20 protein-coding genes and 2 pseudogenes are annotated in these 25,281 nt (G+C 60.6%); 6 read left to right on the top strand and 16 right to left on the bottom strand.

The features are described 5' to 3' along the window. Positions 1-7 precede the first annotated feature (7 nt). The 5 genes and pseudogenes from CAF74_RS06945 to CAF74_RS29595 all read right to left on the bottom strand — a co-directional run. On the bottom strand, positions 8-1,033 hold the full coding sequence (locus tag CAF74_RS06945; RefSeq protein WP_085745814.1) for an alpha/beta fold hydrolase: 1,026 nt from the start codon (positions 1,031-1,033) through the stop codon (positions 8-10). An 85-nt stretch (positions 1,034-1,118) separates the two neighbouring features. Continuing rightward, complete coding sequence (locus tag CAF74_RS06940; RefSeq protein ID WP_011333971.1) at positions 1,119-1,553, bottom strand: YqaA family protein; 435 nt, start codon at positions 1,551-1,553, stop codon at positions 1,119-1,121. Beyond that, positions 1,553-1,999 carry a DUF411 domain-containing protein gene (locus tag CAF74_RS06935; RefSeq protein WP_085745813.1) on the bottom strand — a complete coding sequence of 149 codons (447 nt, stop codon included), beginning with the start codon at positions 1,997-1,999 and terminating at the stop codon, positions 1,553-1,555. The genes CAF74_RS06940 and CAF74_RS06935 overlap by 1 nt, the downstream gene beginning before the upstream one ends. A gap of 164 nt (positions 2,000-2,163) precedes the next feature. After that, positions 2,164-2,691, bottom strand: a pseudogene (locus CAF74_RS29600) (methyl-accepting chemotaxis protein); the annotation flags it as partial. A 333-nt stretch (positions 2,692-3,024) separates the two neighbouring features. Then, positions 3,025-4,155: pseudogene (locus tag CAF74_RS29595) on the bottom strand (cache and HAMP domain-containing protein); the annotation flags it as partial. 382 nt (positions 4,156-4,537) lie between these two features. On the opposite strand from CAF74_RS29595, the gene CAF74_RS06925 reads away from it, so the two are divergent. Continuing rightward, positions 4,538-5,071 (top strand): hypothetical protein, encoded by a 534-nt coding sequence (locus tag CAF74_RS06925; RefSeq protein ID WP_085745811.1) that lies wholly within the window; start codon positions 4,538-4,540, stop codon positions 5,069-5,071. A gap of 40 nt (positions 5,072-5,111) precedes the next feature. Here the strand turns inward: CAF74_RS06925 and CAF74_RS06920 are convergent, their stop codons facing one another. From CAF74_RS06920 to CAF74_RS29225, 6 genes are all read right to left on the bottom strand, one after another. After that, positions 5,112-6,056: a GNAT family N-acetyltransferase gene (locus CAF74_RS06920; protein ID WP_085745810.1), complete on the bottom strand. Its 945-nt coding sequence runs from the start codon at positions 6,054-6,056 to the stop codon at positions 5,112-5,114. Next, positions 6,056-7,345: a phenylacetate--CoA ligase family protein gene (locus tag CAF74_RS06915; RefSeq protein WP_085745809.1), complete on the bottom strand. Its 1,290-nt coding sequence runs from the start codon at positions 7,343-7,345 to the stop codon at positions 6,056-6,058. The genes CAF74_RS06920 and CAF74_RS06915 overlap by 1 nt, the downstream gene beginning before the upstream one ends. Next, positions 7,329-9,779 (bottom strand): aldehyde dehydrogenase family protein, encoded by a 2,451-nt coding sequence (locus CAF74_RS06910; protein ID WP_085745808.1) that lies wholly within the window; start codon positions 9,777-9,779, stop codon positions 7,329-7,331. Before CAF74_RS06910 ends, CAF74_RS06915 begins: the two co-directional genes overlap by 17 nt. A gap of 1 nt (position 9,780) precedes the next feature. After that, on the bottom strand, positions 9,781-10,911 hold the full coding sequence (locus CAF74_RS06905; protein ID WP_085745807.1) for an acyl-protein synthase: 1,131 nt from the start codon (positions 10,909-10,911) through the stop codon (positions 9,781-9,783). A gap of 15 nt (positions 10,912-10,926) precedes the next feature. Continuing rightward, a complete protein-coding gene (locus CAF74_RS06900; RefSeq protein ID WP_085745806.1) occupies positions 10,927-12,174 on the bottom strand; it encodes an MdfA family multidrug efflux MFS transporter in 1,248 nt (415 codons plus the stop codon). 261 nt (positions 12,175-12,435) lie between these two features. After that, a complete protein-coding gene (locus tag CAF74_RS29225; RefSeq protein WP_007957554.1) occupies positions 12,436-12,573 on the bottom strand; it encodes a hypothetical protein in 138 nt (45 codons plus the stop codon). Between the two features lie 157 nt (positions 12,574-12,730). Between CAF74_RS29225 and CAF74_RS06895 the strand changes: the two genes are divergently transcribed. Continuing rightward, positions 12,731-12,919, top strand: a complete 189-nt coding sequence (locus tag CAF74_RS06895; RefSeq protein WP_007957552.1) for a hypothetical protein — start codon at positions 12,731-12,733, stop codon at positions 12,917-12,919. A gap of 18 nt (positions 12,920-12,937) precedes the next feature. Here the strand turns inward: CAF74_RS06895 and CAF74_RS06890 are convergent, their stop codons facing one another. Beyond that, on the bottom strand, positions 12,938-13,315 hold the full coding sequence (locus tag CAF74_RS06890; protein ID WP_085745805.1) for a fe2+ zn2+ uptake regulation protein: 378 nt from the start codon (positions 13,313-13,315) through the stop codon (positions 12,938-12,940). 294 nt (positions 13,316-13,609) lie between these two features. On the opposite strand from CAF74_RS06890, the gene CAF74_RS06885 reads away from it, so the two are divergent. Continuing rightward, entirely contained in the window at positions 13,610-15,970 is a 2,361-nt protein-coding gene (locus CAF74_RS06885) for an acylase (RefSeq protein WP_139832892.1), read from the top strand. Between the two features lie 39 nt (positions 15,971-16,009). On the opposite strand, the gene CAF74_RS06880 is transcribed toward CAF74_RS06885, so the two are convergent. Further along, on the bottom strand, positions 16,010-17,011 hold the full coding sequence (locus CAF74_RS06880) for a FecR family protein (RefSeq protein ID WP_085745804.1): 1,002 nt from the start codon (positions 17,009-17,011) through the stop codon (positions 16,010-16,012). A gap of 153 nt (positions 17,012-17,164) precedes the next feature. Here CAF74_RS06880 and CAF74_RS06875 point away from each other — a divergent pair, with 153 nt between their 5' ends. Then, positions 17,165-17,434, top strand: a complete 270-nt coding sequence (locus CAF74_RS06875; RefSeq protein WP_085745803.1) for a PepSY domain-containing protein — start codon at positions 17,165-17,167, stop codon at positions 17,432-17,434. A gap of 56 nt (positions 17,435-17,490) precedes the next feature. Here the strand turns inward: CAF74_RS06875 and CAF74_RS06870 are convergent, their stop codons facing one another. Continuing rightward, positions 17,491-22,314 carry a dermonecrotic toxin domain-containing protein gene (locus tag CAF74_RS06870; protein ID WP_085745802.1) on the bottom strand — a complete coding sequence of 1,608 codons (4,824 nt, stop codon included), beginning with the start codon at positions 22,312-22,314 and terminating at the stop codon, positions 17,491-17,493. A 189-nt stretch (positions 22,315-22,503) separates the two neighbouring features. On the opposite strand from CAF74_RS06870, the gene CAF74_RS06865 reads away from it, so the two are divergent. Beyond that, positions 22,504-23,535: an Ldh family oxidoreductase gene (locus CAF74_RS06865; protein WP_085745801.1), complete on the top strand. Its 1,032-nt coding sequence runs from the start codon at positions 22,504-22,506 to the stop codon at positions 23,533-23,535. A 55-nt stretch (positions 23,536-23,590) separates the two neighbouring features. Here the strand turns inward: CAF74_RS06865 and CAF74_RS06860 are convergent, their stop codons facing one another. Beyond that, the gene (locus CAF74_RS06860; RefSeq protein WP_016982860.1) at positions 23,591-23,908 is read right to left on the bottom strand and encodes a YqjD family protein; all 318 of its coding nucleotides are present in this window, start codon (positions 23,906-23,908) and stop codon (positions 23,591-23,593) included. A 153-nt stretch (positions 23,909-24,061) separates the two neighbouring features. On the opposite strand from CAF74_RS06860, the gene CAF74_RS06855 reads away from it, so the two are divergent. Beyond that, positions 24,062-24,316, top strand: coding sequence for a hypothetical protein (locus tag CAF74_RS06855; RefSeq protein WP_007957535.1), 255 nt, complete (start codon positions 24,062-24,064; stop codon positions 24,314-24,316). Here CAF74_RS06855 and CAF74_RS06850 read toward each other — a convergent pair whose 3' ends face one another. Then, the gene (locus tag CAF74_RS06850) at positions 24,317-25,231 is read right to left on the bottom strand and encodes a LysR family transcriptional regulator (RefSeq protein ID WP_085745800.1); all 915 of its coding nucleotides are present in this window, start codon (positions 25,229-25,231) and stop codon (positions 24,317-24,319) included. Positions 25,232-25,281 lie beyond the last annotated feature (50 nt).

Below are 25,281 nucleotides of genomic sequence, written 5' to 3'. Positions count from 1 at the left end.
TACCTCTTCAACGAACGGGATTGGTTTTGTCCAGCCAGCCGAGCAGTGCCTCGTGGAATTTCGCCGGCTCTTCCATCTGCGGCGCGTGGCCCATGCCGGGGAATTCCACCAGCGTGGACTGAGGAATCAGTTTTGCCACCTGCTTGCCCAGCACCTCGTAGTGGCCGATTTTGGCTTTCACTTCGGGCGGCGCAATGTCCTTGCCGATGGCGGTGGTGTCGGAAGTGCCGATCAGCATCAGGGTCGGCATCTTCAGGTCCTTGAACTCGTAGTACACCGGCTGGGTGAAGATCATGTCGTAGATCAGCGCCGAGTTCCATGCGACCTGAGTCTTGCCCGGGCCGTTGCTCAGGCCCGCGAGCATGTCGACCCAACGGTCGAATTCGGGTTTCCAGCGGCCGTCGTAATAGGTCGTGCGTTCATAGTCGCGAATGCCCTGGGCGGTGACTTTCAATTCGCGCTGATACCACTGATCGACGCTGCGATACGGCACGCCGAGGGCTTTCCAGTCTTCCAGGCCGATCGGATTGACCAGCGCCAGTTGCTCGACCTGATCCGGGTATTGCAGCGCGTAACGGGTGGCGAGCATGCCGCCGGTGGAGTGGCCGAGCAGGGTGGCTTTCTGGATGCCCAGCGCCTTGAGCAGTTTCTGGGTGTTGGCCGCCAGTTGCTGGAAGGTGTACTGGTAGTGATCGGGTTTGCTGGAGGTGCAGAAGCCGATCTGGTCCGGGGCGACCACCCGGTAGCCGGCCTCGCTCAGGGCCTTGATCGAACTGTCCCAGGTCGCGCCGCAAAAATTCTTGCCGTGCATCAGCACCACGGTGCGTCCGTTGGCCTTGCCATCAGCGGCGACGTCCATGTAACCCATCTGCAGCGACTTGCCCTGGGACTGAAAGGCAAAGTGCTTGAGGGTGTAGGGATAATCGAAACCTTGCAGCTCCGGCCCGTATTGCGGGCCTTCGGCGTGAGCAAGCAGGGGCAGGGCGGCGGTCAACACCAGGCCGGGCAGCCAGCGGGTCAGCGACACAGACATAGGACAACTCCACAAGAAATCGGCCGATGCTGGAACGGCCGGATTAGGGCGACGTTAAACACAGGCAATCCCCGGGCCGGATCGTTCAACCGAGCCAGCCAAGGGTGAGCATCGCCAGCACCCCGTAGCGGGCGCCTTTGGCGAGAGTGACGATCAGCAGGAATCGCCCAAGAGGTTCGCGCATGACCCCGGCGATCAACGTCAGCGGATCGCCGATCACCGGCAGCCAACTGAGTAGCAGCGACCAGTGACCATAGCGCTGATAGTGAACGCGGGCGCGCGCCATATGCTTCGGGCTGACCGGAAACCAGCGCCGGTCCTGAAACCGTTCCAGCCCGCGCCCCAGCCACCAGTTCACCAGCGAACCCAGGACATTGCCCAGCGTCGCCACGGCCAGCAGCCCCCACAACCAATAACGGTCGCTGACCAGCAGCCCGACCAGCACGGCCTCCGATTGCAGTGGCAATAACGTCGCCGCACCGAATGCGGCCAGGAACAGCCCGAGATAACCCGCCGTCATCAATGGGCCGGGTAATCCGCCACCACCACATCGGCACCGTCTTTCTTCAGGCCGATCACCTGATACGCATCGCTCATGCCGTCCATTTCCATGCCCGGCGAGCCCATCGGCATGCCCGGTGCGGCAACGCCCAGCAGGTCGTCACGCTTGCTCAGGGCCAGCACCTGTTCCGCCGGAACATGGCCTTCGACGAATTTGCCGTTGATGATGGCGGTGTGGCAGGACGCCAGACGCGGCGGCACGCCGTGTTGTTGCTTGAAGCTGCTCATGTCGGATTCGACGTGGTCTTCGACCTTGAAGCCATTGGCTTCCAGGTGGCTGATCCACTTTTTGCAACAGCCGCAGTTGGCGTCGCGGTGGACTTCGATCGGGATAAGGTCGGCGGCTTGCACCAGGGAGGAGATGAACAGGGCGCTCAGGGCGGCCAGACGCAGGTGGTTTCGCATGGAGGGCTCTCGGATCAAAGGAGGAACGGTCAAAAAAGGAAGGCATTTTGACCTGTTTTTCCTGCCGGGCATCAACGGAGTGTTTCCAAGTGATACGGGGCAGGCCTGCCAACATGATCGTAGATCAAAGCTGACAGGCCACTGAGCGCAAGATGACAAAACCGTCAGCGAACCTTGAAGCGCCCCATGATCGCGCTCACCCGGCTGTTGGCTTCCAGCAGCTGACGGGTGTTGAGTTCGCTGGCCTGGCCGCTTTCCACCAGCTCGTCAACCATGTGGCGGATCTGCACCATGCTGCGGTTGATCTCTTCGGTGACCGCGCTTTGCTGCTCGGCGGCGGTGGCGATCTGGGTGCTGAGGCTGTTGATGTGGCTGACCGAACCGGCCATCTCGTCGAGGCCACTGTTGACTCGCGCAGTGGCGTCCGCGGCTGACTGACAACTGGCCTGGGTGTTTTCCATGGCGCTGACCGACGAACTGACGCCCTGGGTCAGGCGGCTCAACATTTCGTTGATTTCCGAGGTGCTGGCCTGGGTACGGGCGGCGAGGGCACGCACTTCGTCTGCCACCACCGCAAAACCACGGCCCTGTTCTCCGGCACGCGCTGCTTCAATTGCCGCGTTGAGCGCCAGCAGGTTGGTCTGGCCGGCGATGGCGCCGATCACGCCGAGGATTTCGGTGATGCGCTGGGCGTCCTGCTGCATGCTTTCGACCTTGTGGGTGGCGCTGGCCACTTCGTCGATCAGTGCGACCACGCTGCTTGACGCTTCGCCAACCACCACTCGCGAACGGTCGGCGTTTTCGTTGGCGCGCTGGGTGAAGGCTGCGGTTTCAGCGGCATTCTGGGCGACGCTTTCAGCGGTCGAACTCATCTCGTTGATGGCGGTGACGGTCTGGTCGGTTTCCGAAGCGTGGCGCAGCAGAATCTGGCTGGTGTGCGCCGAGGTACGCTGCAGGTTGTCGAGGCTCGAAGCCATTGCACCAGTGGCCTGGGTGACTTCGCCGATCATGTTCTGCAGATAGGCGATAAAGGTGTTGACCGAATGCCCGATGGCGCCGAGCTCATCTTCAGCGCGGATGGTGATGCGCCGGGTCAGGTCGGCATCACCGCTGGACAGCGAATCGATGTTGGCTTTCAGCGCTTTCATGCGCGAAACCAGTTGGCGAATCGCGTAGACCTGCAACAGCACCAGCAGGATCACCAGCGGAATCTGCAGCAGGCTCAGGCTGCTGAGCACGTCGTCACGCTGGGCGGTGAGCATTTTGGTCGGCAGTGCGGTGGCGAGGAACCACGGGGTGCCTTCGATCGGGCGCATGAAGAAGGTGCTGGCTTCACCGTGGTTGTCGAATTCGACGCGCTGCGCCTGCTCGCGATTTTGCAGTCCGGCCTTGACCTGGCTGGCGAAGGTCGAGCCGCCGGCCAGTTCGCTGATGTTCTTCAGCACGATCGGCCCGCTGATGCGCGAGCTGTTGCTGATGATCTTGCCGTCGGCCTCGACGATCAGCATTTCGGCGTTGAGGTCTTTTTCCTTGCGCGCCACCAACTCGTTGAAGAAGCCCAATGTCACGTCGATGGTCGAGACGCCCCAGGCGCTGCCGTTTTTCTGGATGGCCATGGCGCAGTTGGTGCGCGGTTCGGCGCTGGCGTCATCTTTATAGGCAGCGGCCCAGGCGCATTGGCCGCGCGGGGTCTGCATGCCGCCCTTGTACCAGCTCTGGTCGTAATAGTTGGGGGCCGCGTCGCTGTTCCAGAAGGTGTTCACCGCCAGTTTGCCGGAGGCATCGCGGTGCCAGAACGTACTGAACTTGTTGCGTCCGGCCTCACGCTGACCGGGCAGCGGCCAGATGCCGCCGCCGAAGACTTTCAGTTCGCCGTATTGATCTACCAGCCCCGGCAACACGGTGTCGATGGCCGCGCTGTCGAGCAGCGGGATGGTCTGGGTAATGCTGCGCTGTTGCGCCTGGACCTTGTTCAATTCGCCCTGGATTTGCTCGGCCACTTCAGCAATGCGGTTGAGCACCACTTGCTCTTCGGTGTGGCGCAACTTGGGCGCGACCAATTGGCTGATGCCAACCACGGTGAGCACCGACAACAACAGAATGAACAGAACCAGAAACAGCGTGTAACGAGCCTGAATGGTGCGGAATGCGGGCATGGAAACCGGTCCTTGAGCAGGGATTCTTATTGTGGGCAGGGAAAAAACAGCGCGGGTTTCCTAACGTATCGTCGGGTCCTCGGGAAGCTTTAGGTACTTTCGTCCTAAAAGAGGCGATCCCGACCAAAGGAACGTATCCGACCTGATACACGAGAACTAACCGTCCCGAACATTAGAGCAACAAACCCACTTTCATCACATTGTCATGAACGCTCTAGTCCCGTATTTCCGGGGCTGTTGCCGGTTTGTATCGTGAATGTACAAAAATTGTAAAAAAGTGCAGAAAGGAGTTGGTGCCATTAGTTTGCCGGCCGATACTCCGGGCAACTCAAAAGTGGTTCAACAAGGAATTTTTCATGTTTTCCTCGCAAGGAGCTTGCTCATGACTATCGGCTATACCGGTGCCTGGCAACCCAAGGCGGGTTTGCTGGTTCGAGATACAGGAAGCTCGAGCAAACCGGTTTCTCAAAGTGTGAAGGTCAAGCAGATGCTGGCCCTGGTCGGCAACGACCCCACCGCGATCAGTACCGCAGAGATGGACAAGCAGGGTCTGCACAAGAACATCAAGGGTTTCGATCCCACCAATGTTTCAGCCAAGCAATTGGGCAGCCTCAGTGCAATGTTGCGTAGCCGGGGCCTGATTTCCGAGATCACGTCCATGACCTTGCTCAATGCCGGCGACAAGTTCGATCGCTTCGGCATCCAGAAGGATCCGGATGCCAAGTTCAATGCGCTGGAATATTTCGCGACACAACTGGATACCATCCAGAACAACAATCTCAAGGGCAACAAGTACGCGAATACGTTGATCCCCGAGTACAAGAAAGCCATTTACGTACTGCAGAACCTGCAGACTTACGGTCAGGGCGGGGAGCGCAAGCCTCCTACCGATCAAGGTGTCAAAGCCAAGGCATGATAGACAGGGCCCGCCCCGGTAACGGGGCGGGCCCTTTCGTTTATGGGCGATTGCCGCAAGCGTGGAGTTTTGGGCGCAAGGCGACCTGCCGCTGCATCCCGTCATGCAACCGCTGCATCTGCGGGCAATGCAGCGTCAAGGATTTTGGCTGGAAACCGCGATGAAAAAGCGCCAGCCATCCTGCACTTCTGTCATCGGGCGCCAGCCCGCTGAACACGAACCCCATCGTCGATAACCGGCGCCAGGCATTGTCAAACCCTTGTGCCAGCCTGAGCCTGATCGAAATCAGCCAATGTCCGGGCAGTTGTTGCAGCTGCTTGATCAAACTGTCGTCCACTTCACTGAAAATCCCGTCATATCGCCCCCATCGCTGTTTCAGCTGCGCCGGTGCGCCGACCCAGGGCGACACGTTCGACCGCGTTCCGAACACGTCGCACATCTGCTGCATGAACTCACGGCATTCGTCCGGCCAGGTCAAGGCCGGCAGCGGGCGCTGATAACCATCGACCGGGGCGTAACCCATTACCAGCGATTCCGTCACCGCGCCGCCAAAGGGCGACGGTGCATGGTCGGGCAACAAGCCGGTGTTGTGAAAACCAAGGCCGGCAGCCATTTTCTGGGTGTAGGGATGATGGGTCATTTGCTTGATCGTGACCCCCTGATATCCCAGCGCCTGCGCATGGATCAGCAACTGTCGACTCAGTTGCGTGGCGACGTTTTGCCCACGGATCTGCGGATCCACCACGCTCAGTGCCAGTTCGGCGAGGGACGATTCTTTGTCGAGAATCAATGTGGAATGCCCAGCCACTTGACCGTTCGCCACCGCCACCAACGAGTGCCAGCGGCCGTCGGCATGGTTCTGGCTGATCATCCGGGGCAGATACACATGCGGCTGGGCGTAATGGTCGCCGTAGATCTTTCTGAACAGGCGACTGACCGCCGGAGCGTCACTGGTGCGGTAGCCTCGCAGGGTGATCGCTTCCATCAGCAAGGCTCCTGGCCAGTGCCGTTGTAGACGCGCCGATCGAGCACACGTTGACGCTTGCCGGAGCGTGGATGGCGTGCCAGTTCCTGAACCTTGCAGCAGCGAATCCGCAATACCAGCAGGTGATCGGCGCTCAGTTGCTTGATCAACGGATAGTCTTCGATCAATGCACTGTGCAGCGTCTGGTCGGCCTCAGCGTTCACAGGTGTCAGGGCGTCCGGCGCCCAGTGCAGGCTCAGGATATCCATGGCGCCGTCCTGCTCGATCACCAGTTGCCAATCATCGCTGCCGGTGACGCGCCATACGGTGTCGCCGATCGATTGCGGCAGCAGGTTCAGAATGCCCACCCGCACGCGCTGGCTGTCGGCGCAGCGGCCCATCAACGCGAACTTGCGCCGGGGCGTTCCCGACGGCTCTCGCCAGCAAGCACGATCGCCCACCGGGTAGCGGATCAGCGGCATCAAACGGCGCGTGAGATTGGTCATCACCAGGCGCCCGACCCGGTCGCATTCATCGATCACTTCACCGGTGTGCTCGTCGAGAATTTCCAGCACACCGTGACTTTCGGGGATCCGATGCTCGCCCAGGGCACAGTCACGATGGCTGGCGCCAATGAATCCGGCATCGACACTGGCGTAGCCGATGGAGGCCACCCGGGCCTGGGGAAAGACTCGCGCCAGCCGCTGCAACTGAGCATCAAACAGGCTTTCACCGGCGTAGAGCAGGGTGGTGACCTCCTTCAGAACCCGGCCGTGTTGTTCTAGCCATGCTGCAAAGGTCAACAGGTGCGCAGGCACGCCGGCCAGGACATTGATCCGGTGTCGGGCAATCGCATCGGCCAGGACACTTGGGTCGATATGGCCGGTGAAGGGAAACTCGATAACCTCCGCTTGCACATGCGCCAGCGCATCGTGGGTGAAGATGAAACTGGCATACAGGTCGCCGACGAAAAACAGGTTGGCGACGCGGTCGCCGGGGCTCAACTGCGAGCCGAGACTGCGACCGAAGTCCGCCACCAGCGTCTGCCATTCCTCGCGCCGGAACAGTGAAAACTTGCCGGCACTGGTAGTTCCTCCCGTTTTGAGGATCAGCGCGTCATTCAAAGGCGCCGTCATGACAGGCCAGTGGTCGAGGTCATGACTGCCTTTCCAGTAAGCAACGGGGTCAATCACCGGCAATTGTTCCAGCGATGTGACGGGCAGGGAAACGTCGGCGAAGTGGTTCGCATAAAAGCCCGAATGCTCTCGTGCAAACGTGACCAGTTCTTGCAGTTCAAACCCTGTGTTCATGAGCGGCTCCTTGCCTGTTTGCGCGGGGACCGACACCCCGATTGTCGATCAGCAGCGGTGTCTTGCCGCTGTGTTTGTTACGGGTAAATCCGTCGCTGCAGCAGACCTCCACGTCCACGGTCAGAAGACCCGTCTGGATGAGCGTGGCCAGCGTCGGATACTCCAGCAGGCGACGCTGAACATCATCGGGTTGCCGTGGACTGCGAAAGCGCATGCGCTCGAGTCCGTCGGGGGCATGTTCGAGGATCAGCTGGAACTCGGTCTGCAGGTGCTCCGCCAGTAGCGCCAGGCAGATGAAGTCCGTGCCGATGCGCATCAACCTGCCGTGACGTTGAAGCAGTTCGAAACGCGGTGTGGGCAGCCCGCAGTCACACAGACCCGGAATCCAGCGACCGCTGTCTCCGACGTCGTAGCGCCGCACGTCCTGCCCTTCACGTTCGATGGAGGTGAACACCAGACGCCCGGTTTCACCGCCGATCACCGACCGATCGGCCTCGAATTCGACGATTTCCAGGTGCTGGATATCGCTCATCAGATGAAACACGCCATCGCCGGTGGCCGGGCAGGCATGGCCGAGCGGCCCGGCGTCGACACTGCCGTAAACGGCCGATCGGATCAGCCCGACGCCACAGTCGCGCATCAGCGCGAGGCTTTGTTCACTGGGGTGTTCGCCGCCGAGGAAGACCTTTTCGATCCCGCCATATTCGCGCAGCCGTGCCTGCTCATTGAGGAACAGACGGTTCAGGGAGCTGGGCATGCCGACCAGCACGGTGACGCGTTGGTCGATGATTATCTGCGCGATCTCGCGGTAATCGTCATCGGCCGGCGCGCCCATCGGCAGGTGCGTGACCCCCAACATCTCCAGCGCTTTGGAAAAACTGAAGAAACCGCCATACAGCCCGCCACTGAAGAACAGGTTCATCACCCGGTCGCGGCTCGGGTCGAGACCCGCCGCGAACAAACCGTCGGCGGTGGCGCGCATCTGTCGATCAAAATCGCGGTAGCTGTAGCCGGCCAACGCCGGGGTGCCGCTGCTGCCGCCGGAGCGGAAGTACAAGCGGGCCGCCGGATGGATCGGGCGGGTGACAAAGGTGTCCTTGCTCATGATCGGCAGATCGGCCAGGCAGGGTGGTGTCGGCAGCAGATCAAGCGTGGCGCGGGTTATCAGCGCCGTGGCCGGCAGGCTGACCGACACGCGCCGGCTCAAGCGTTGCAAGGCATACACACCGTCGTGGGGTTCTCCTTCGTAGCCGTCGTGAATCAATTGCACCGGGGTAACCCGTGTTACGCCCGCAGCGATCAGCGTTTGAGCCAGTTCGGCCATTTCGTGTTCGGCACACATCAGCGCGGCGCTTTGCAGCACGTTTCGCCAAGGCAAGAGCACCTCGCAGGCTTGCGCGCGCGGCAGGGGTTTAAGCAACAGGCTGCGAAACAGCGGCGAGGGGCCGAGTGTCTGGTCGTGGCTCCAGATGACGCGCCAGTCCGGTGTTTGCCAGACCTGACCGCTGACACCGGCAAAGCTGTGAGCCAGTCGCGCCATCGCCGTGCGGGTGGTGATTTCCGAGGCCTCCTGAATCGACGGCAACAGGGCTGGCCAGTGTCGGGCGCGGCGTTCGAACGCCTCGGCAAGGCCCTCGCCGATTGAACGCAAAGTGTTTTCATCGTCACTGTCCACCAGCAGCCATTGCGGGCTGGAGCAGGCCTGCTGATCGAGGCGGCAGACTTCATCGGCCACGGCGTCCAGGGCTTGCGGCGTGACCGCTGCCGGTGTCAGGTAGATGAAGCTGATGCGGTGGCCCCAGTCGATCCAGCGACAGCCGGGCGCCAGTTGCTGGCGGATGGCTTGCAGTGCTGATTCACCACCCCACGCTGAAACGCCGTTGGCCTGTTGGCACAGTTGACCGATCTGGGCCGTGCTGGCCGGAACGACGGCGACATGCGCGGCGATCTGGCCGGTCGCATCGCACTGCGCCAATTCATGAAGTAATTGCGCCGTCACACCCTGATCGCTGCTGCTGGGGCGCAACCAGTTGACGTTGCCGGCCAGCAGGCCTTCGATCACCGCACAGAAAGCCAGCAGCGGCGCATTGCCGGGGGTGATGTGGACCACCAGGCCCAGCGGGCTCCAGCGTTCAAAGCGTGACTGGCGATAGTCGAGGCGACGCAGGCTGCCCGGTTGCTCGCCGAGCTCGCGCTCAAGCTTGCACCGAAGGCCAGCGGGTTGGCAGAACTCGATCAGTGACTGACGTTGCTCGGCATCGATGGGCAATGCCCTGTGCGGGTCTTGCAGACGTTCGGCAAAAGTGGCTGCTGCGCCAAGCACAGTCGACGTGTCGAGCGCCGTGGCCAACCGTTGTGGCAAATCCGGATAAAGTTGTTCCAGTGCGAATTCCAGAGTGCAGTCGTTGTGAAGCTTTCCGTTGATCAGGTACATATCAATGCTTCCCAAGCAGTTCAGAGGCGGCCAGGGCGCAGCTTCGACCGGCCGTGGTGGCGGCGCGGCCATGCAGTTCGAACCAGTCGCCGGTCAGCCCGCAGCCGCAACTGGCGCCTGGATGCAGGGTGGCAAGATCGCTCATGACCACCGCGTGCGCGGGGCTTGATGAGATGTAAGGCGAGACAAAGCTCAGCAAGCCCTGACGACCGTAAGGCTGAACCGTAAAGTCAGCGGGATGGCGCACGAAAACCTTCGAGTAGACGGGTACATGGAAACGGTGCTGAGCACACTCTAGATAAGGCACCGCATGCTCGACTGCGCCGTAGCCGTCACGGCAGCGGGACATCTCGATGCCCAATTGGCGGTGAATGCGCTCGTACAGTTGCTGGCGGGGAATCTCTTGCGCCGCGTGGGTTTTCCAGCCGCCGCCAAACAGCGTCAACGAGCCTTGCGCCAGTTGCAGATCAGCCATCCCGGTCGCCTGCATGCGTTGCAGGGTCTGCCAGAGAAACGCCGGGAAGCCGAAGATCCGTACCGGCAAACCTTCTTCGGCGAAGGACTGCAAGGCAGCGATCACGCCAAAGCCGTCGAATTCATGACCACCGCCCGTACGGCGCAGTGCGTAGGCCACACGATTGACGGGGGCGAAGCGGCATAGAAACTGATCGGTAAATGACGTTCCCAGGCTGATGCTGCCCTCGGGTTCATAGCTCAGCAGCAGGTAGTTGCACGGAGTGTGCGGGGTGTCCCAGTCATAGTGCTGGAAAATCCGCTCGACCATGTTCTGGGCCGCCCCCAGGCTGCGTTCGTCGTAACGCATGCGGCTTTTCTCGCCACTGGTGCCGGAGGAGGTGAGTTCCAGCGCGTCCATCCCGGTGGGGCTGAGCAGGACCTGGCGCTTGAAATAACTGGCGAAGATCGGCGGAAGGCGTGACCAGTCATCCAGATGGTCCAGGTCACCTGCGTTCAGGCCGTTGGCATTCAACCAGTGTTCGTATCCCGGAGTGTGCTGGCTGTGAAACCGGCTGATTTCGGCCATGGCCTGGTTAAACAGTCCGTCCGGCACGGAATCCGGGCAATAGGGTTGCGTCAACGCGCAGAGCGCGTCGCAGTGGGGGAAGTGAATCATCAGGCGTCCTTGTCGTTATGTTGAAGAGGCGGAATCTGCCGGGACGTGTGGCAGAAACCGGTACAGCAGGGGCAGGCTGAGCAGACCGCCCAGTGCCGCCCAGAGGGCGAAGGATTCGACACGGCTACCGCCGCCGATGGCAGCGATCAGCGAACCACCTATCCCCATCACGGCAATCGAGATCATGCCGATTGCTGCAGACACCAGGCCTTTACTGTCATCGCTGGAAAACAGTGCGAGCCGGTACAGCGCGGCGTTGCTCATGCCCAGCCCCACGGCGTACAACGCAAGGCCGGTCATCAAGCCTGCAAGGGACAGGCTGGTCAGTGCAGTGACGATCAGGGTCAGCAAACCCAGGCAGAACGGCCAGAGCGCCAGACGAATCAGTTGCGGCAGATCCCGCAAGGCCAGCAGTCGATCAAGGATCAGATTGCCGGCAATGACCGCCGAGAACACCGGAATCTGCCACAGCGCATATTCGCGCGTGGTCAGTCCCAGTAACTGCACGAGCAGCAGCGGCGCCAGTCCGATCCAGGCAATCAGCGGCAGGCTCATCAAACCCAGCGCCAGGCAGATGCCGACAAACCGGTGATTGCGCAGCAGTGCAAGGTAGCGACTGCTGATCTGGCGAAATGAGAAAGGAATCGGTGCTTGTTGACTACCATCGTGGCGCAAAACGCCGATCGTCTCTGGCATGCAGACATGCAGTCCGATCCAGGTCAGTGCCGCGATCAGGCCCAGACCGAGAAACAACTCGCGCCAGCTCAGCCACTCCAGCAGCAGACTGCCGAGCAGCGGGCCGAGCAGGGGCGAAAGCAGGGCGACATTGCCCAGCAGCGCCATCAGGCGGACCGCATCGGCCTCGCAGAAGACTTCCTGAAGCGCGGGGTAACTGACCGCTACGACAAACCCCAGGCCCATGCCTTGCAACAGGCGCAGGGCGTTGAACACTTCGATGCCGGGCGTGGCGACAGCCGCCGCACAGGTCACGCCGAACAGCGCACAACCGCCCAGCAGCAGCGGGCGCCGGCCGAACCGGTCGGACAGCGGCCCGATCAGCCATTGCAGGCAGACACCGCCGATCAGGTAAAGATTGAACGCGTTGGGGATGTGAGCGGCATCGGCTTCGAGATCCCGGGTGACGGTCAGCATGGCCGGCATGACCATGTCACTGGCCATGTAGGTCAGCCATTCGAACAGCGTGATGGCCAGACAGAAGCCGAGCGCCCGGCGCGGCGGGAGGTTGATGAGAGTTCTTTGCATGCGCTTCCTGGACAGTTGAGAGGGAGCGCAAAGGGTAGGGAGGGGAAGTCATTGTTCCTACGTCGTTGGTGTGACGGTCTGTGACTTCGTTATGCGTGATGTTGCAGAGGGAGACTTTCTTGCTTGCACAGGTGAAGCGCCCTACAGCATTGATCGCCGATCGATAAAAAAAGCCCACATTCCTGTGGGCATTTTTCCTGACGCTAAAATCCGTTGTTGCATTTGAACGGACGGACGCTGGCATCCTTTCCGTGAGATGACTTAACGATGGTAGTAATAGCCCGGGCCAGGCCCATAGTGGCGATGATCGCCATGCCAGCCGCCGTGGGGAAAGATAATGCAGCCGCTCAGGGTGAGCAGTGCAAGGACAGGAATCAGCCAGGTGATTCGACGCAGCATTTCAAGGATCCTCATGGTTAACGCCGTTTGAAGCCAAAGCTCTTCATCGGCTGTAACATGAGACCCCGTTTACAGCGGCGCATCCCCGTCAAACGGTATGCGCATGGCATCAACGCCGATACAAATCCGATACATTCCAACGGTTCAGGAACCTGTAATGACCCATAAGCAACGCTTGATATATTCGATTCTGATCGCCGTCGCCGTACTGCTGATCATGCTCGGCCTGTCCTGGCTGCAAAACGCCGGCAAGCTCAGCGAGCAAACGTTCCAGTACATCGCCATCGGCGTGGCGGTGGTGGTCGTGGTGATCAACGGCGTGATGCGCCGCAAGGTCAAGCCCTGACGGCATCTGCCGGGTGCTTCAATCGTTGTTGAGCACCGCGGCAGCCTGGGGATGGAGGCTGTAGCTCTTGTCGTCGTTGAACGTGATCACGCCTTCGGCGCACAGGCGCTTGAGCACTTCGCGGACGCTGAGAAAGGACAACGGAATGTCCAGATCCAGCAGTTGGCTATGCACGCCACGCACACCCAGGCGACGGTCGTCCTCGGCGGCGACCAGCAGGGTGTCGATAACTTTGAGGCGAATCAGACTGGTGCGCAGGCCGAAGCTTTTAAGCAGCAAACGGATGCGCTCATTGCCGTGACGCTCGACCCGTTGCCCGAATACGTCGACGTGCGAACCCATGGGCGCTCCTTGTGGGGTCTGGCTACCTTCCGATGGTAGGGGTGGGTTGTACATGCGATTACTCCTTTCAGAGCCTGATCAGGAAAGGTTTTTTGTGCTCTCTCTAAACAAGACGTTTCAGCTCGACAAATCATGAAGCGAAAAATGTAGAAAATTTGTCGTCGTTTCGTCTTTTCCCCGTGATTACGGTTCGAGACGGATGTGTGGCCGACTAAATTTTTTTTCCGCGGCTTCGTTTTCTGGACAGGCTCATTGCGCGTGACGCGTGGGTGATTTCAGAGCGAGCCGGGCCCGACGTGTTCACGGTGGCGGGCGGTTCGCTCTTCGGCATTTCGATCAGGAGCGAGCGTGACTATTTCCAGGCAATTCACCGGACTGACCCTTGCCGGCCTGTTTCTCGGGCTGAGTCTGTCGGCGCAGGCATTCAGCCCTTCCGGCCAGACCGGCGCCGATATCCGTCGCACAGGTTTTGGCGTACCGCACATCCGCGCGGAAAACGAACGTGGTCTCGGGTTCGGCATCGGTTATGCCTATGCGCAGGACAATCTCTGTCTGCTGGCCAACGAGATCGTGACGGTCAATGGCGAGCGGTCGCGGTATTTCGGGCCGGAGCAGCTGACCGTCGAAGAGCGCGAGAACCGCGTCAGCGACGTGTTCTTCCAGTGGCTCAACACGCCGCAGGCCGTGAATGCCTTCTGGCAGGCGCAACCGGTGGAAGTGCGTGATCTGGTGGAAGGTTATGCCGCCGGCTACAACCGTTATCTGGCCGAGCGCCGTCAGCAGGGACTGCCCCAGCAGTGCCAGGGCGAATGGGTGCGCGACATCGCTGCCGAAGACCTGGTGAAGCTGACCCGTCGCCTGCTGGTCGAGGGCGGTGTCGGCCAGTTCGCCGAAGCCTTGGCAGGTGCTACACCCCCGCAGGCCACTGCGCAGATTGGAAACGATGCCCGGGCTTATCAACTGGCTGAAACGCGCCAGCAACGCTTCGCCCTGGATCGTGGCAGCAACGCCGTGGCGGTGGGCAGTGAGCGCTCGTTCAATGGCCGCGGGATGCTGCTGGCCAACCCGCATTTCCCGTGGGTCGGCGGCATGCGCTTCTATCAGATGCACCTGACCATTCCGGGCAAGCTCGATGTGATGGGCGCGGCGCTGCCGGGCCTGCCGATGATCAATATCGGCTTCAACCAGCACCTGGCCTGGACCCACACTGTCGACTCGTCCAAGCATTTCACCCTGTATCGTCTGCAACTCGATCCGAAGGATCCGACCCGTTATCTGCTCGACGGCCAGTCCCTGCCGATGAACAAGCAGACGGTCACGGTGCAGGTCAAACAGGCGGACGGGCAGGTGGTGCCGGTCCAGCGGGATGTCTACAGTTCGCAGTTCGGCCCGATCGTGCAGTGGCCTGGCAAGCTCGACTGGAACAATCAGTACGCCTATAGCCTGCGCGATGCCAACCTCGACAACGACCGGGTGCTGAAACAGTGGTACGCCATGAACCGCGCCGGCAATCTCAAGGATTTGCAGGATTCGGTGCATACCATCCAGGGCATCCCGTGGGTCAACACCCTGGCTGTGGATGACAAGGGCCAGACGCTGTACATGAACCTGTCGGTGGTGCCGAATGTAAGTGCCGACAAACTGGCCAGGTGCAGCGACCCGCGTATGGGCCTGCAAATGATCGTGCTCGACGGCTCCAGCAGCGCCTGCGCCTGGGACATCGACCCGCAAGCCGCACAGAAGGGCATTTACGCGTCCAGCCAACTGCCGCAGCTGTTGCGCAAGGACTTCGTCCAGCACTCCAACGACTCGGCGTGGCTGGCCAACCCGGCGCAACCGCTGACCGGCTTCTCGCCGCTGATCAGTCAGGACGGCCAGCCTCTGGGCCTGCGCTCGCGCTTTGCGCTGGATCGTCTGGCGACCCTGAGCAAGAAAGGCCCGGTGTCGGTGCAGGACCTGCAACACATGGTGATGGACGATCAGGTGTTCCTGGCGACTCAGGTGGTGCCGGATCTGTTGAAGTTCTGTGCTTCCCAGCCTGAGGCAGCGCTGAAATCGGTGTGCAGCAGTCTGAAAGCGTGGGACGGCCGGGCGAATCTGGAGTCGGGCATCGGGCTGGTGCATTTCCAGACCATCATGCAAGCGATGCAGGAATCGCCGCAGGCCTGGCGTGTGGCGTTCGATCCGAAGGATGCGCAACACACCCCGCGCGGACTGGCCATTGAAAAGCCCGAAGTGGCCAAGGCACTGCGCGAGGCCATGCTGGCGTCGGCCGAGTCCGCCACCAAAATGGGCCTGACCGAGAAAACCCGTTGGGGCGATGTGCAGGTGGTCAGCAGTGGCGGTCAGCAAACGCCGATCCACGGTGGCCCGGGCACGCTGGGCATCTACAACGCGATCCAGAGCGTGCCCCGTGAAGACGGCAAGCTGGAAGTGGTCAGTGGCACCAGTTACCTGCAAGTCGTGACGTTCGACGACAAGGGGCCGCATGCCCAGGGTTTGCTGGCGTTCTCGCTGTCCAGTGATCCGGCGTCGAAGTATTCCCGCGACCAGACCGAGGCGTTCTCGAAGAAACAGTGGAGCGTGTTGCCATTCACCGAGCAGCAGATCAAGGCAGATCCGCAGTATCAGGTGCAGACCGTGCGTGATGAATCTGGAAAAGGCGGGGAAAGTCGCGGCGCAGTAATCAGCTGTTCAACCCGTCGATAACCGCAAAAGCAGAAGGCCGCTCCCTCACGGGACCGGCCTTCAGTTTTTTGGCGGTTGCTGCGGCATCGGGTTGATCACCGGGTTGCCGTCCTTGTTTCGGGTCAGGAACACCGGCAGGACTTTGGGCAGTGAGCTTGCGAAGCTGTTCAACTCTTTGATGTTGTAGATGCCGCCAACCCGGATCGATCCGGTCGCGCTATCGGCAAGCATCAGAGGTTTGTCCAGGTAACGGTTGATCATCGGCAGCGCGTCGTTCAGCGCCAGGTTGTCGAGTACCAGTTTGCCGTTGCGCCAGGCCAGCGAAGTGTCGCTGGCATAGGTCTGGCTGATTTGCGGCATGAAGTCGCCGTGTCGGTAGCGAGCCTGCATCGAAGGGCCGAGGCGCAAGCCATCGCCTGGCAGCTGAGCGTTGCTGGTGACCAGTACCGAACCTTCGATCAAGTTGACCTTCACCTGATCCTCATACATCCAGACGTTGAAACGGGTGCCAGTGACGCGAATCCTGCCTTCTGCAGCCCTGACGACGAAAGGGTGGCTCAGGTCATGGCTGACTTCGAAGAAGGCCTCACCCTTTTTCAGGGTGACGCGACGCTCGTCCTTGTAATTGCTGTAGGTCAGTTCGGTGTTGAGGTTCAGCTCGACCTGACTGCCGTCGCCCAAAGTGACGTGGCGCACATTGTCGGTGGCGGCGAAGTGCTGATAGCTGTTGGGCAGCCACCCCAGATTCCACCCGGTCCAGGCCGCCAGCGGGAGCGCCAGCGCGCAAACGGAGGCAGCCACCGCGTATTGGCGCCACGTCCGGGCCGGCGGAGTGATGGGTATGACTACCGCAGGTTCCGGGCGTGGCAAATGTTCGGCGACATCCCAGATCTCCAGCATCGCCTCATATTCGAACGCGTGAAGCGGGTGCGCATCGCGCCACTGGTCGAACGCCTGCCGCTCTTCAGCGGTGCAATCGACGGCGTGCAGACGCATGCACCAATGCGCGGCGGCATCGGTGATCGCATCGTATTCGGCTTCCGAGAGGGTGTTCTGGGTCATTGACTCATCCTGATTTCCCGCATTCTAACCTCGGGGGGAGGTGCCGAGAACAACCGTCATGGCAATTACCCATCAAACGTGGAACTTTTTTTCGCTCAGACGCCCCAAAAACCAGGACGTCCCGCGAACATTAACCATAAATGGAGTGAAAAAATGATCAAAAGAACCTTGGCCGCTTTCGTCGCCACCGCCAGTCTTCTGAGTGCAGGCGCGGCACTGGCTGACCGTCCTGGCGCAGGATGGATCACCATCGAGAAGGCCATCGAGATCGTCAAGACCAAGGCCGGTTATGTCGAGGTCTACGAGATCGAGGCCGACAATGACGGCTATTGGAAAGGGGAAGGGCGCAAGGCTGACGGTGTGGTATACGAATTCCGCATCGACGGTGCATCGGGCAACGTCCTGCGTGACCAGAAGGACTGAGTCTCACGGTTGTCGAGCAATGCGCAGGTGTCGAGCCTGCGCATTTTTTTTGCGGATCAGACGGTAGGGACAGGATCCAGCTGGCGGCCGACTTCGCAGATCAGCAGCGCAATCGAGTCGGCATTGTGCAAGATGACGCCGACACGGGCATCCGATGACTGCTGATCCATGAACGCATTGCGCGCCTCGTTCATTGTCGTACTGTTCGTTTGCTTGAAAATTTCCGCAGCCGTGGTCTCTTTTTCGGGAATCCTGTCAAAGTCGATCCAGATCGCGCGATCCGGATTCCATTCCGCAAACAGTTGTGCCCGGGGTGTGGCCAGTGACAGCGCCATTCTCCGTTCGTCCTGCAACGACCGGAGCAACTTCGCACCGTCGGGTGTCACCGCCGATATCAGGTCACAGAAAGGCTCACGCCCGCGTACGGTTGCGATATCCCAGGCGTTGCTCAGTTGATGGGCGAGTTCGTGGATCAGGGTTTCGGCTTGCGCATGGCCGTCAATATCAAACCCTTGAGCAACGACGGGGACGTAGTCACCCAGGTCCTGGTCAAAAAAGTGCTGGGTGAAATGGACCTTGTTCTGCAGATCGCCATCGAGGACAAACGCAATCACGTCGTGGAACCAGTTGGTCGAACCGACGATGAACCGGTCGGTGTTGAGCAAATCATCAGCGGGATCTACCAGGGCGTTACAGATCGGCAAGATCGCGGTTTTTATCCTGGCCAGGATCTGCGTTGTGAGGCGCGGGACATCAAAAAACTCCATGAGAAACCGATTGACCCGTCCACCGGGCACAGCGGTTATGTCCAGAATCGCCAGGTTGTGCAGGCAGTTGAACGCATAATCCCGGGCCAGCCCCACTGCGTGCCCGAGTACCCGCGCTTTTTCAGGGTAGCGTCGAGTGATTTCTTCCATGCCGTGCGCTTCGATGTTGAGCATCGTGCGGCGCAGGCGCGTGTATTTGTTGTGCTCCAGCATTCTGGAGAAGGCTTTGCCGAAATGAACGGTCTGGCCGTGCGCGATCTGTACCATCCGCGAACCGCTTTTCAACAGCAACGGGCCGCGTTCCTCAGCTTTGGCCAATTGCCAGGCCGAACCCTGCTTGACGACCCGGTAGACCTTGCCATCAACGGCCGCATAGCTGCGGTTGTTCGCGGCGTTCTGATAGACGCCCTGAGCCGCGCTGTACGTGAGGTCCTTGAGCGCGACATCCTTCGCCTCGAAAGGCTGCAGGCGTGTGCGTTGTGGCGAGGTGGTTTCGATCTCGCCCAAGGTCGGTGCAATCGGTTTTTCGACTTTTCCAGTGCCGGTTGCGAGCGTCTGTTCGCCGACCTCGGCGCTCACTGCGCTTTCGGCCGACATTTCCGGCAAAAGGCCGACAAGCACCATCTGCTCCGCGCCGTCGATAAAAGATTTCAGTGCTCTTTTCCAATGATGATTCTGCAGGGCTTCGGCCGAGTCCTTGAATTCGTCGTAGGCTTGCCAGAGAAAGCGCCCATAGGCGAGTTTGCCTTGCAACATGTCCGTGACCTGTTTGATCTCGTCACTGAACAGGACTTTGGCGTTGTCCCAGTCGGATTGCCCGTCGCTGTCTTTCTGCGACCCGAGCATCTGCTTCAACACATCGAGGTTGTCCTGGAACAGCCGCTCCAGCAGGTTGCCCCCGATCGGGCGGTAATCGAGCGTTATTTCACTGGTCTGGCCAAGGGTGTCGGCGAACAGGCTGCGAAATGTTGCGCGTTGTGTGGGTGGCAGACGACGGAACAACAGGTTCTGCAGCAGCCCCGGAATATTCAGGGCGGCGATCAGACCCTGTTCATCGGGGAATTCGTGAAAGGCCTGCTCCGCATACGGGGTATAAAGCACTAACGGGCCTTTGTGCCCGGTACCGGGAGCCAGCACATACAGTCCACATGCTTCGACGGCGTTGGCCTTTTCCGTCTTGATCAATGACAGCGGACACACGATCGCGTGTGTCCCGGCGACGGCGGCGCGGGCGATGGCATCCGGCATGTCCAGTACCTGGCGGATGTAACTGAAGGCTTTCTCGGACAAATGCTGCTGAAGTTTCAGTGCATGAGCGTGTTGCAGCAATTGCCAGGGCACCTGGCGGAAAAAAACCTGCTGTCGGGCCATACCCGCCACTGATGTCGTCGATAGCGCCTCACGGACCTTGTCGCTGTAGGTGGTCGGTATCGCCAGGGACAGCAGCAGTTGTGTCACGGCGCTTTGGTTCAGCCCGTCCGGAAGGGCTTGGGTGGTTCTCGAGGTGACCTTGAAACCGGTGCCCTGGGCGATGTTGATGTGATTGAGGGCAAACTCGACCAGGTTTCTGGCGGGCCCGGCCAGCGCCAGATTGGGCGTTATCTGAATGTGCCGGGGATTGAGCCCGCTCTTGGGGAATCGACTGTCGAGCAGTGATTTCAAGGTCTGCTCGACATGGCTGACCAGCGTCGGCACGCCTGTCAGGTAGTCCTTGTCGTCGACGACACTCTGGCGCCACTGCTCCATGAGTTCTACGTGCAGTTTCTGTTCCGCGTTCGCTGCCATGCCCAGCCACGCCGGGTAGGTCTGTTGTGTGGCAATGGCCCGGGCATGGGCTGTCGCCAGTTTGAGGTTGGTGTGAAAAGCCTGATTGCGCAGTTTCGTCAGAGCATTGTTGCGCCTGACGGGATCTTTCACGCGGGTGCGCACCTGCTCGCAGCGCCCGAGAAAATGCTCGATGGCCGATTGCACGCGATTGTGCAGCACGTTGTGTTCGATGATTTGAAATGCCCCAAGGGTGTAGCGCTGGTGGGGCTGAAACTGCGCGGGCAGCAGGTTTTCCAGTAACGACAGACGTTGCACGCTGTGCAGCAGCCGCTGATCGAGCATGCGCCGTGCAGCGGCGACAGTGTCGAACACTTCAATGCCCAGCGCGGGCGTCCAGATCACTGCCCGCCCGGAGTGACTGGCGTCCAGGCCGCCGCGCTCGGTCATCAGCAGGCAGTGGGCGAGCGGCAGTAGATCCTGCTGACCGGAAGACTCAAGGCTGAATGTATAGGCATCGGGGCGAAAGCCCTCGAGGGAGTGCCGCAACGCACGGGTCGGCTGATCAGCGTTGATCACGGTGTTGACAATTGCCTGTACGGAGGCCGACAGGCTGTCGCCCAGCACCCGCAATCGGGCTTCGCCGGTGACACCGATAAACCATGCATGAGCAAGCATTGACTTCAGGCTTTCGAGAAACGGCCGTTGGGCCTCCTGATGCGCCATGGGTTGTGTTTCGAGCATCGCGACAAGCGGGCCCTCGACGCTGCTGAATGTCTTGATCGCCGCGCGCGCCTTGTCTGCCAGTACCTGAGAGGGTTGCTGGTTGCCTGCCAGCACCGGATGCGTGCTCCATCGACCTGCACTGTTCAGCGCCAGAAAACGCTCATGAATCATCGAGCGGATGTCCAGGCTCTTGTCGAACAGGGCCTGCAGATTCACCGCGCCATCGCTGTGGCGAAACACTTGCAAGGCGTATTCGATGTTTTGCCGCTGCTTGGTGATGATCAATTCGAAGAGGATCTTGAAGATTTCTCCGATGATCCGGTCTCCCGACACCTGCGGCTGGTCGAAACCCAGAAACCGGTTGCGCTCGTCAAGGCTGAGCAGGCCGTAGAGTTCGTCTTCGTGGCCCTTGGCAATGAACTTGCTCTGCAACGTCTGTTTCAGGTCTTTGTAGTCGGTGAGAACTTGCAGGCCCTGCACCGGCGTGTAAAGAAATGCCTGGCTTGCGCTGATCATCAGCGACCCCGCCAGTTCGACGTAGTTGGCTTCGTGCTCCCAGAGCCGCACGGTTTCGGTGAGAGGGCGTTGCGGGCCTTGCGCGTCGTGCGTTATCAGCTGATGCAGTGCGTTGAACTGTGTTGCATCGAGAATGCCGCTTTCGCGTTTGATCATCCATTCGCTGCGTGCCTGGTCTTGCAGCACGTCGGCGAAGAACGTGCGGCGCGGCGCGCCGTCTGCAGATGCCGCATTCCAATAGCGTTCCAGTTGCCGGAAAAGCAGCGCTGGCAACATGCCGGACGCGCTATTGACAGCCTCTTCCCATTGCGCTTGATCGCCTTTGGTGACGGATCTGCCTGGGTTGCTGAACTCCCGCAGTGCGGCGGTCGGCCACTGTTGATGCCGGTAATGCAACAGCACCGCATCGCTCAGGCTCATGGAGTCGAGCCAGTGTCTGGTCGGCGTCGCGGCATCGGCGCCGGTGGCATCGTCCAGGGTGTAGAAACCGACGCGGGTACGGTTTTGCTGCAAGCTGCCGAAATGCGACTTGAGCAATTCATCCAGAATGCTTTCCAGCAGGTGATTGAGCGTCGGCAACTGCTCCAGCTCCGCACGCATGGCCTGCGTATTCAGAACTTGCGCCTGTTGGATGGCCACGGTGGTTTCATCGAATACATCACCTTCGATGAGGCTGAACGACACCGTTATGTTTTCGGCATCGAACAGCCGCTTGCGTTGCGGCAACGACAGGAACGCAAACAGATTGGCCTGGTCGTCAGGATTGTTCAGTCGCCGCTCCAACTGTTGTTTCAAGTCGGCGCGGTCAGGGTACTTCTTGAGGCCGTCATACACGGTGTACAGGATCTGGGCTTTATTGACGGGCGTCTCGCCGAGAACGAACGCACCCGGCAACGGCAGCGGCATTCCCTTGCCAACATTGAGCAGGATGTGCTCGGCGCGCATGGCCGGGGTCTGCTGGCTGCGCAAGGCATGGGTGGACAGCTTTGCATGGGCGAGCCATCTGAATTCGTGCTCCGACAGGCCATGGGCCTTGCCCAGCTCGGTCCAGAGTCCGGGGGAATCAAAGACTTCGGGGAACAACAAGGGTTTGATGGGGGCAGACATTGTCGAGTCTCTCGGGAGCGTGCGCTGGCGCACGCGGGTGGGTCGAGACGCAAGGCTAGGGCGGGTGACGGAGGCGAGGGTGGTAGATAAATATTGCGGGGTTGACAGGCAACCGGCCGGCCATGGTTAATCCTCAGGCGGGTTGTTCGTTCGCTGTTGTTCCCTCCAATAATTACTCTGGAGCTTCAGATGTCTGCGCCACACGATCATGCGGTCTCGTCCACGGTATCCCTGGACGAGCTGACTCAATTGCTGGAAAGGATTTTCACCCGTCACGGCACCTCCGCCGAAGTCGCCAGAACGCTAGCCGCCAATTGCGCGAATGCCGAGCGAGACGGTGCGCACAGTCACGGCGTATTCCGGATCCCCGGTTATGTCTCGACGCTCAACAGCGGCTGGGTCAACGGCAAGGCTGTTCCGAAAGTCGAGGATGTGGCTTCAGGATTCGTCAGCGTCGATGCCGGCAACGGTTTTGCCCAGCCTGCGCTGGCGGCGGCACGTGCGCTGCTGGTGGAAAAGGCCCGCAGTGCCGGGATCGCGGTGTTGGCGATCCGCAATTCCCATCACTTTGCCGCGCTGTGGCCGGACGTCGAGCCTTTCGCCGATGAAGGCCTGGTAGCGTTGAGCGTCGTCAACAGCATGACCTGCGTGGTGCCCCACGGTGCCGACCGGCCATTGTTCGGCACCAACCCGATTGCCTTTGCCGCGCCACGGGCTGACGGTGCGCCGATCGTGTTCGACCTGGCCACCAGCGCCATCGCCCATGGCGACGTGCAGATCGCCGCGCGCAAGGGCGAGAAGCTGCCGGCGGGCATGGGTGTCGACAGCCTCGGCCAGCCGACCTGCGACCCGAAAGCGATTCTGGAAGGCGGCGCATTGCTGCCGTTTGGCGGGCACAAAGGCTCGGCGCTGTCGATGATGGTCGAGCTGCTGGCCGCCGCGCTGACCGGCGGCAATTTCTCGTTCGAGTTCGACTGGAAGAACCATCCGGGGGCCAAGACCCCGTGGACCGGTCAGTTGCTGATCGTGATCGACCCAAGCAAGACTGCCGGGCAAAGCTTTGCCGAACGCAGTCAGGAACTTGTGCGGCAGATGCACAGCGTGGGGCTCAAGCGCTTGCCGGGTGATCGGCGGCATTTGCAGCGGGCCAAGTCACTGGCCAAAGGAATCGAACTGGATCAACAGACCCTGTCGCAGTTGCGTGAACTGGCCGGCGAATGAGTGTGTGCCGGGCATGAAAAAGGCGAGCCCGAGGGCTCGCCTTTTTTGTTCGCGCTCAGCGGCGACCGAGCAGCAATCCGACCACCAGACCGAACCCGGCGGAAATCGCCACGGTCTGCCACGGGTGGCCGCCGATGTAGCTCTCGGTAGCGTCGACCGCCGGTTTGGTGCGGTCACGCACACTGGATACCGAATCCAGTGCCTGCTGCAATTTCAGGGCGATTTGTCCGCGCAGGGTTTCCGCTTCCTCGCCGACCAGTGAAGCACTGCTCTTGAGCAGTTTGTCCGACTCTTCGATCAGAGCCTGAAGTTCGCTGAACGCTTGATCCTTGATTTGGTCTTCAGCGGCTTGAACGGCGCTTTTGCGGGCCATTGGGTGACTCCTTGCAGGTGAATGGACAGTGAACAATGGAGTGTGGCGCGACTTGAAAAGTTGCAGCGATTTTCCATCCGGAGCAAAAACCAGCGTCAGAGGTTTCCGTCCAGAGTGTAAGATGTCGCCATTTCATGCAGCAGGTAATTCCCGATGAGTTTCAATCTGGCCGACAAATCCCTCGCAGAGCGCGCCGCGCTGGAAGATGAAAAATCCCGACTGTTCGAACTCTGGCAGAACAATCTGGGCAAAGCCAAGGGCGAAGCCGCGCGGTTGTTCGGCGAGCGCTCCAAGCGCAAGGGCAAATGGGCCGAGTTCGTTCGCGCTGAACTGGACGGCATGTCGCCTCCGGAATTCGCCAACATGGTGCGCAGTGAAGTCAATCGCCTGATGGCGGCCAACAAGTAATCACTCGGCCCTGAAACTGGCGCCAATCGCTTCGCGCACCGTCAGCACCACCGGATCGATCTGGGTGCTGGTGCGCCAGCCCAGTTCGATCGGGTAGCGCGGCAGCGCCAGCGGGCAGGGCAGCAGGGCCAGCCCGCTCATTGAAGCAATGGCCTGCGCGGCGTGGGTCGGAATGGTCGCCACCGCATCGCTGCCCTTGAGCAGGTGCGGTAATGCCGCGAAATGCGTGGTCGAGGCGCAGACCCGGCGACTGCGGCCCAGCGCCGCCAGCCCTTCATCGGTGATCCCGATAAAACCGCCCGACGACACCAGCAGGTGCTCGCGAGTGACGAATTCCTCCAGATCGATCTGCTGCTGGCCCGGCGCAAGGCTCGCCGGATCCACCAGACACGCGTAACCCCCTTCACCCAACACCTGACGGCTGAGCAGCCGCTCGGCGAACCCGCCGGCGGTAATTGCCAAGTCGATGCTGCGTTCCATCAGTGCCCGGGCGACGATCTGGCTGTGGGTCTGGCGGAAGATCAGCCGCAGTTTCGGCGCGCGGCGGGCGATTTCCTCGATCAGCCGCCGGCCGTAAGCGATCTCGAAGTCATCCGAAAGGCCCACAGTGACCGAGCGTCCTTCGTAATGATTGGCGGTCGGGTCGACCATGGCCAGGCTTTGCCGACATTTATTCAGCGCATCGCTGACCACTGGTTTCAACTGGTTGGCCTTGAGCGTCGGCGCCAGTCCCCGGCCGGTGCGCACGAACAATTGATCGCCATACACCTCGCGCAACCGCCGTAAGGCCGCGCTGACCGCCGACTGGGTCACGCCCAGGCGCAACGCCGCGCGGCTGGCGCTGGACTCTTCATGCAGCGCTTCGAAGACTTTCAGCAGGTTGAGGTCGACGGTCGCGATATTCATTTGGCTCATATCATTCAGCAGTGGATCGGTCTTTATTCATGATCCCGTGGCGCCGGAGA

Origin of the sequence: Pseudomonas sp. R45(2017) (assembly GCF_002112305.1) — a bacterium.
In the GTDB taxonomy this organism is placed as follows: domain Bacteria; phylum Pseudomonadota; class Gammaproteobacteria; order Pseudomonadales; family Pseudomonadaceae; genus Aquipseudomonas; species Aquipseudomonas paraglycinae.
The sequence above is the reverse complement of the archived record's forward strand: the minus strand, read 5'-3'. Positions and strand labels throughout refer to the sequence as shown.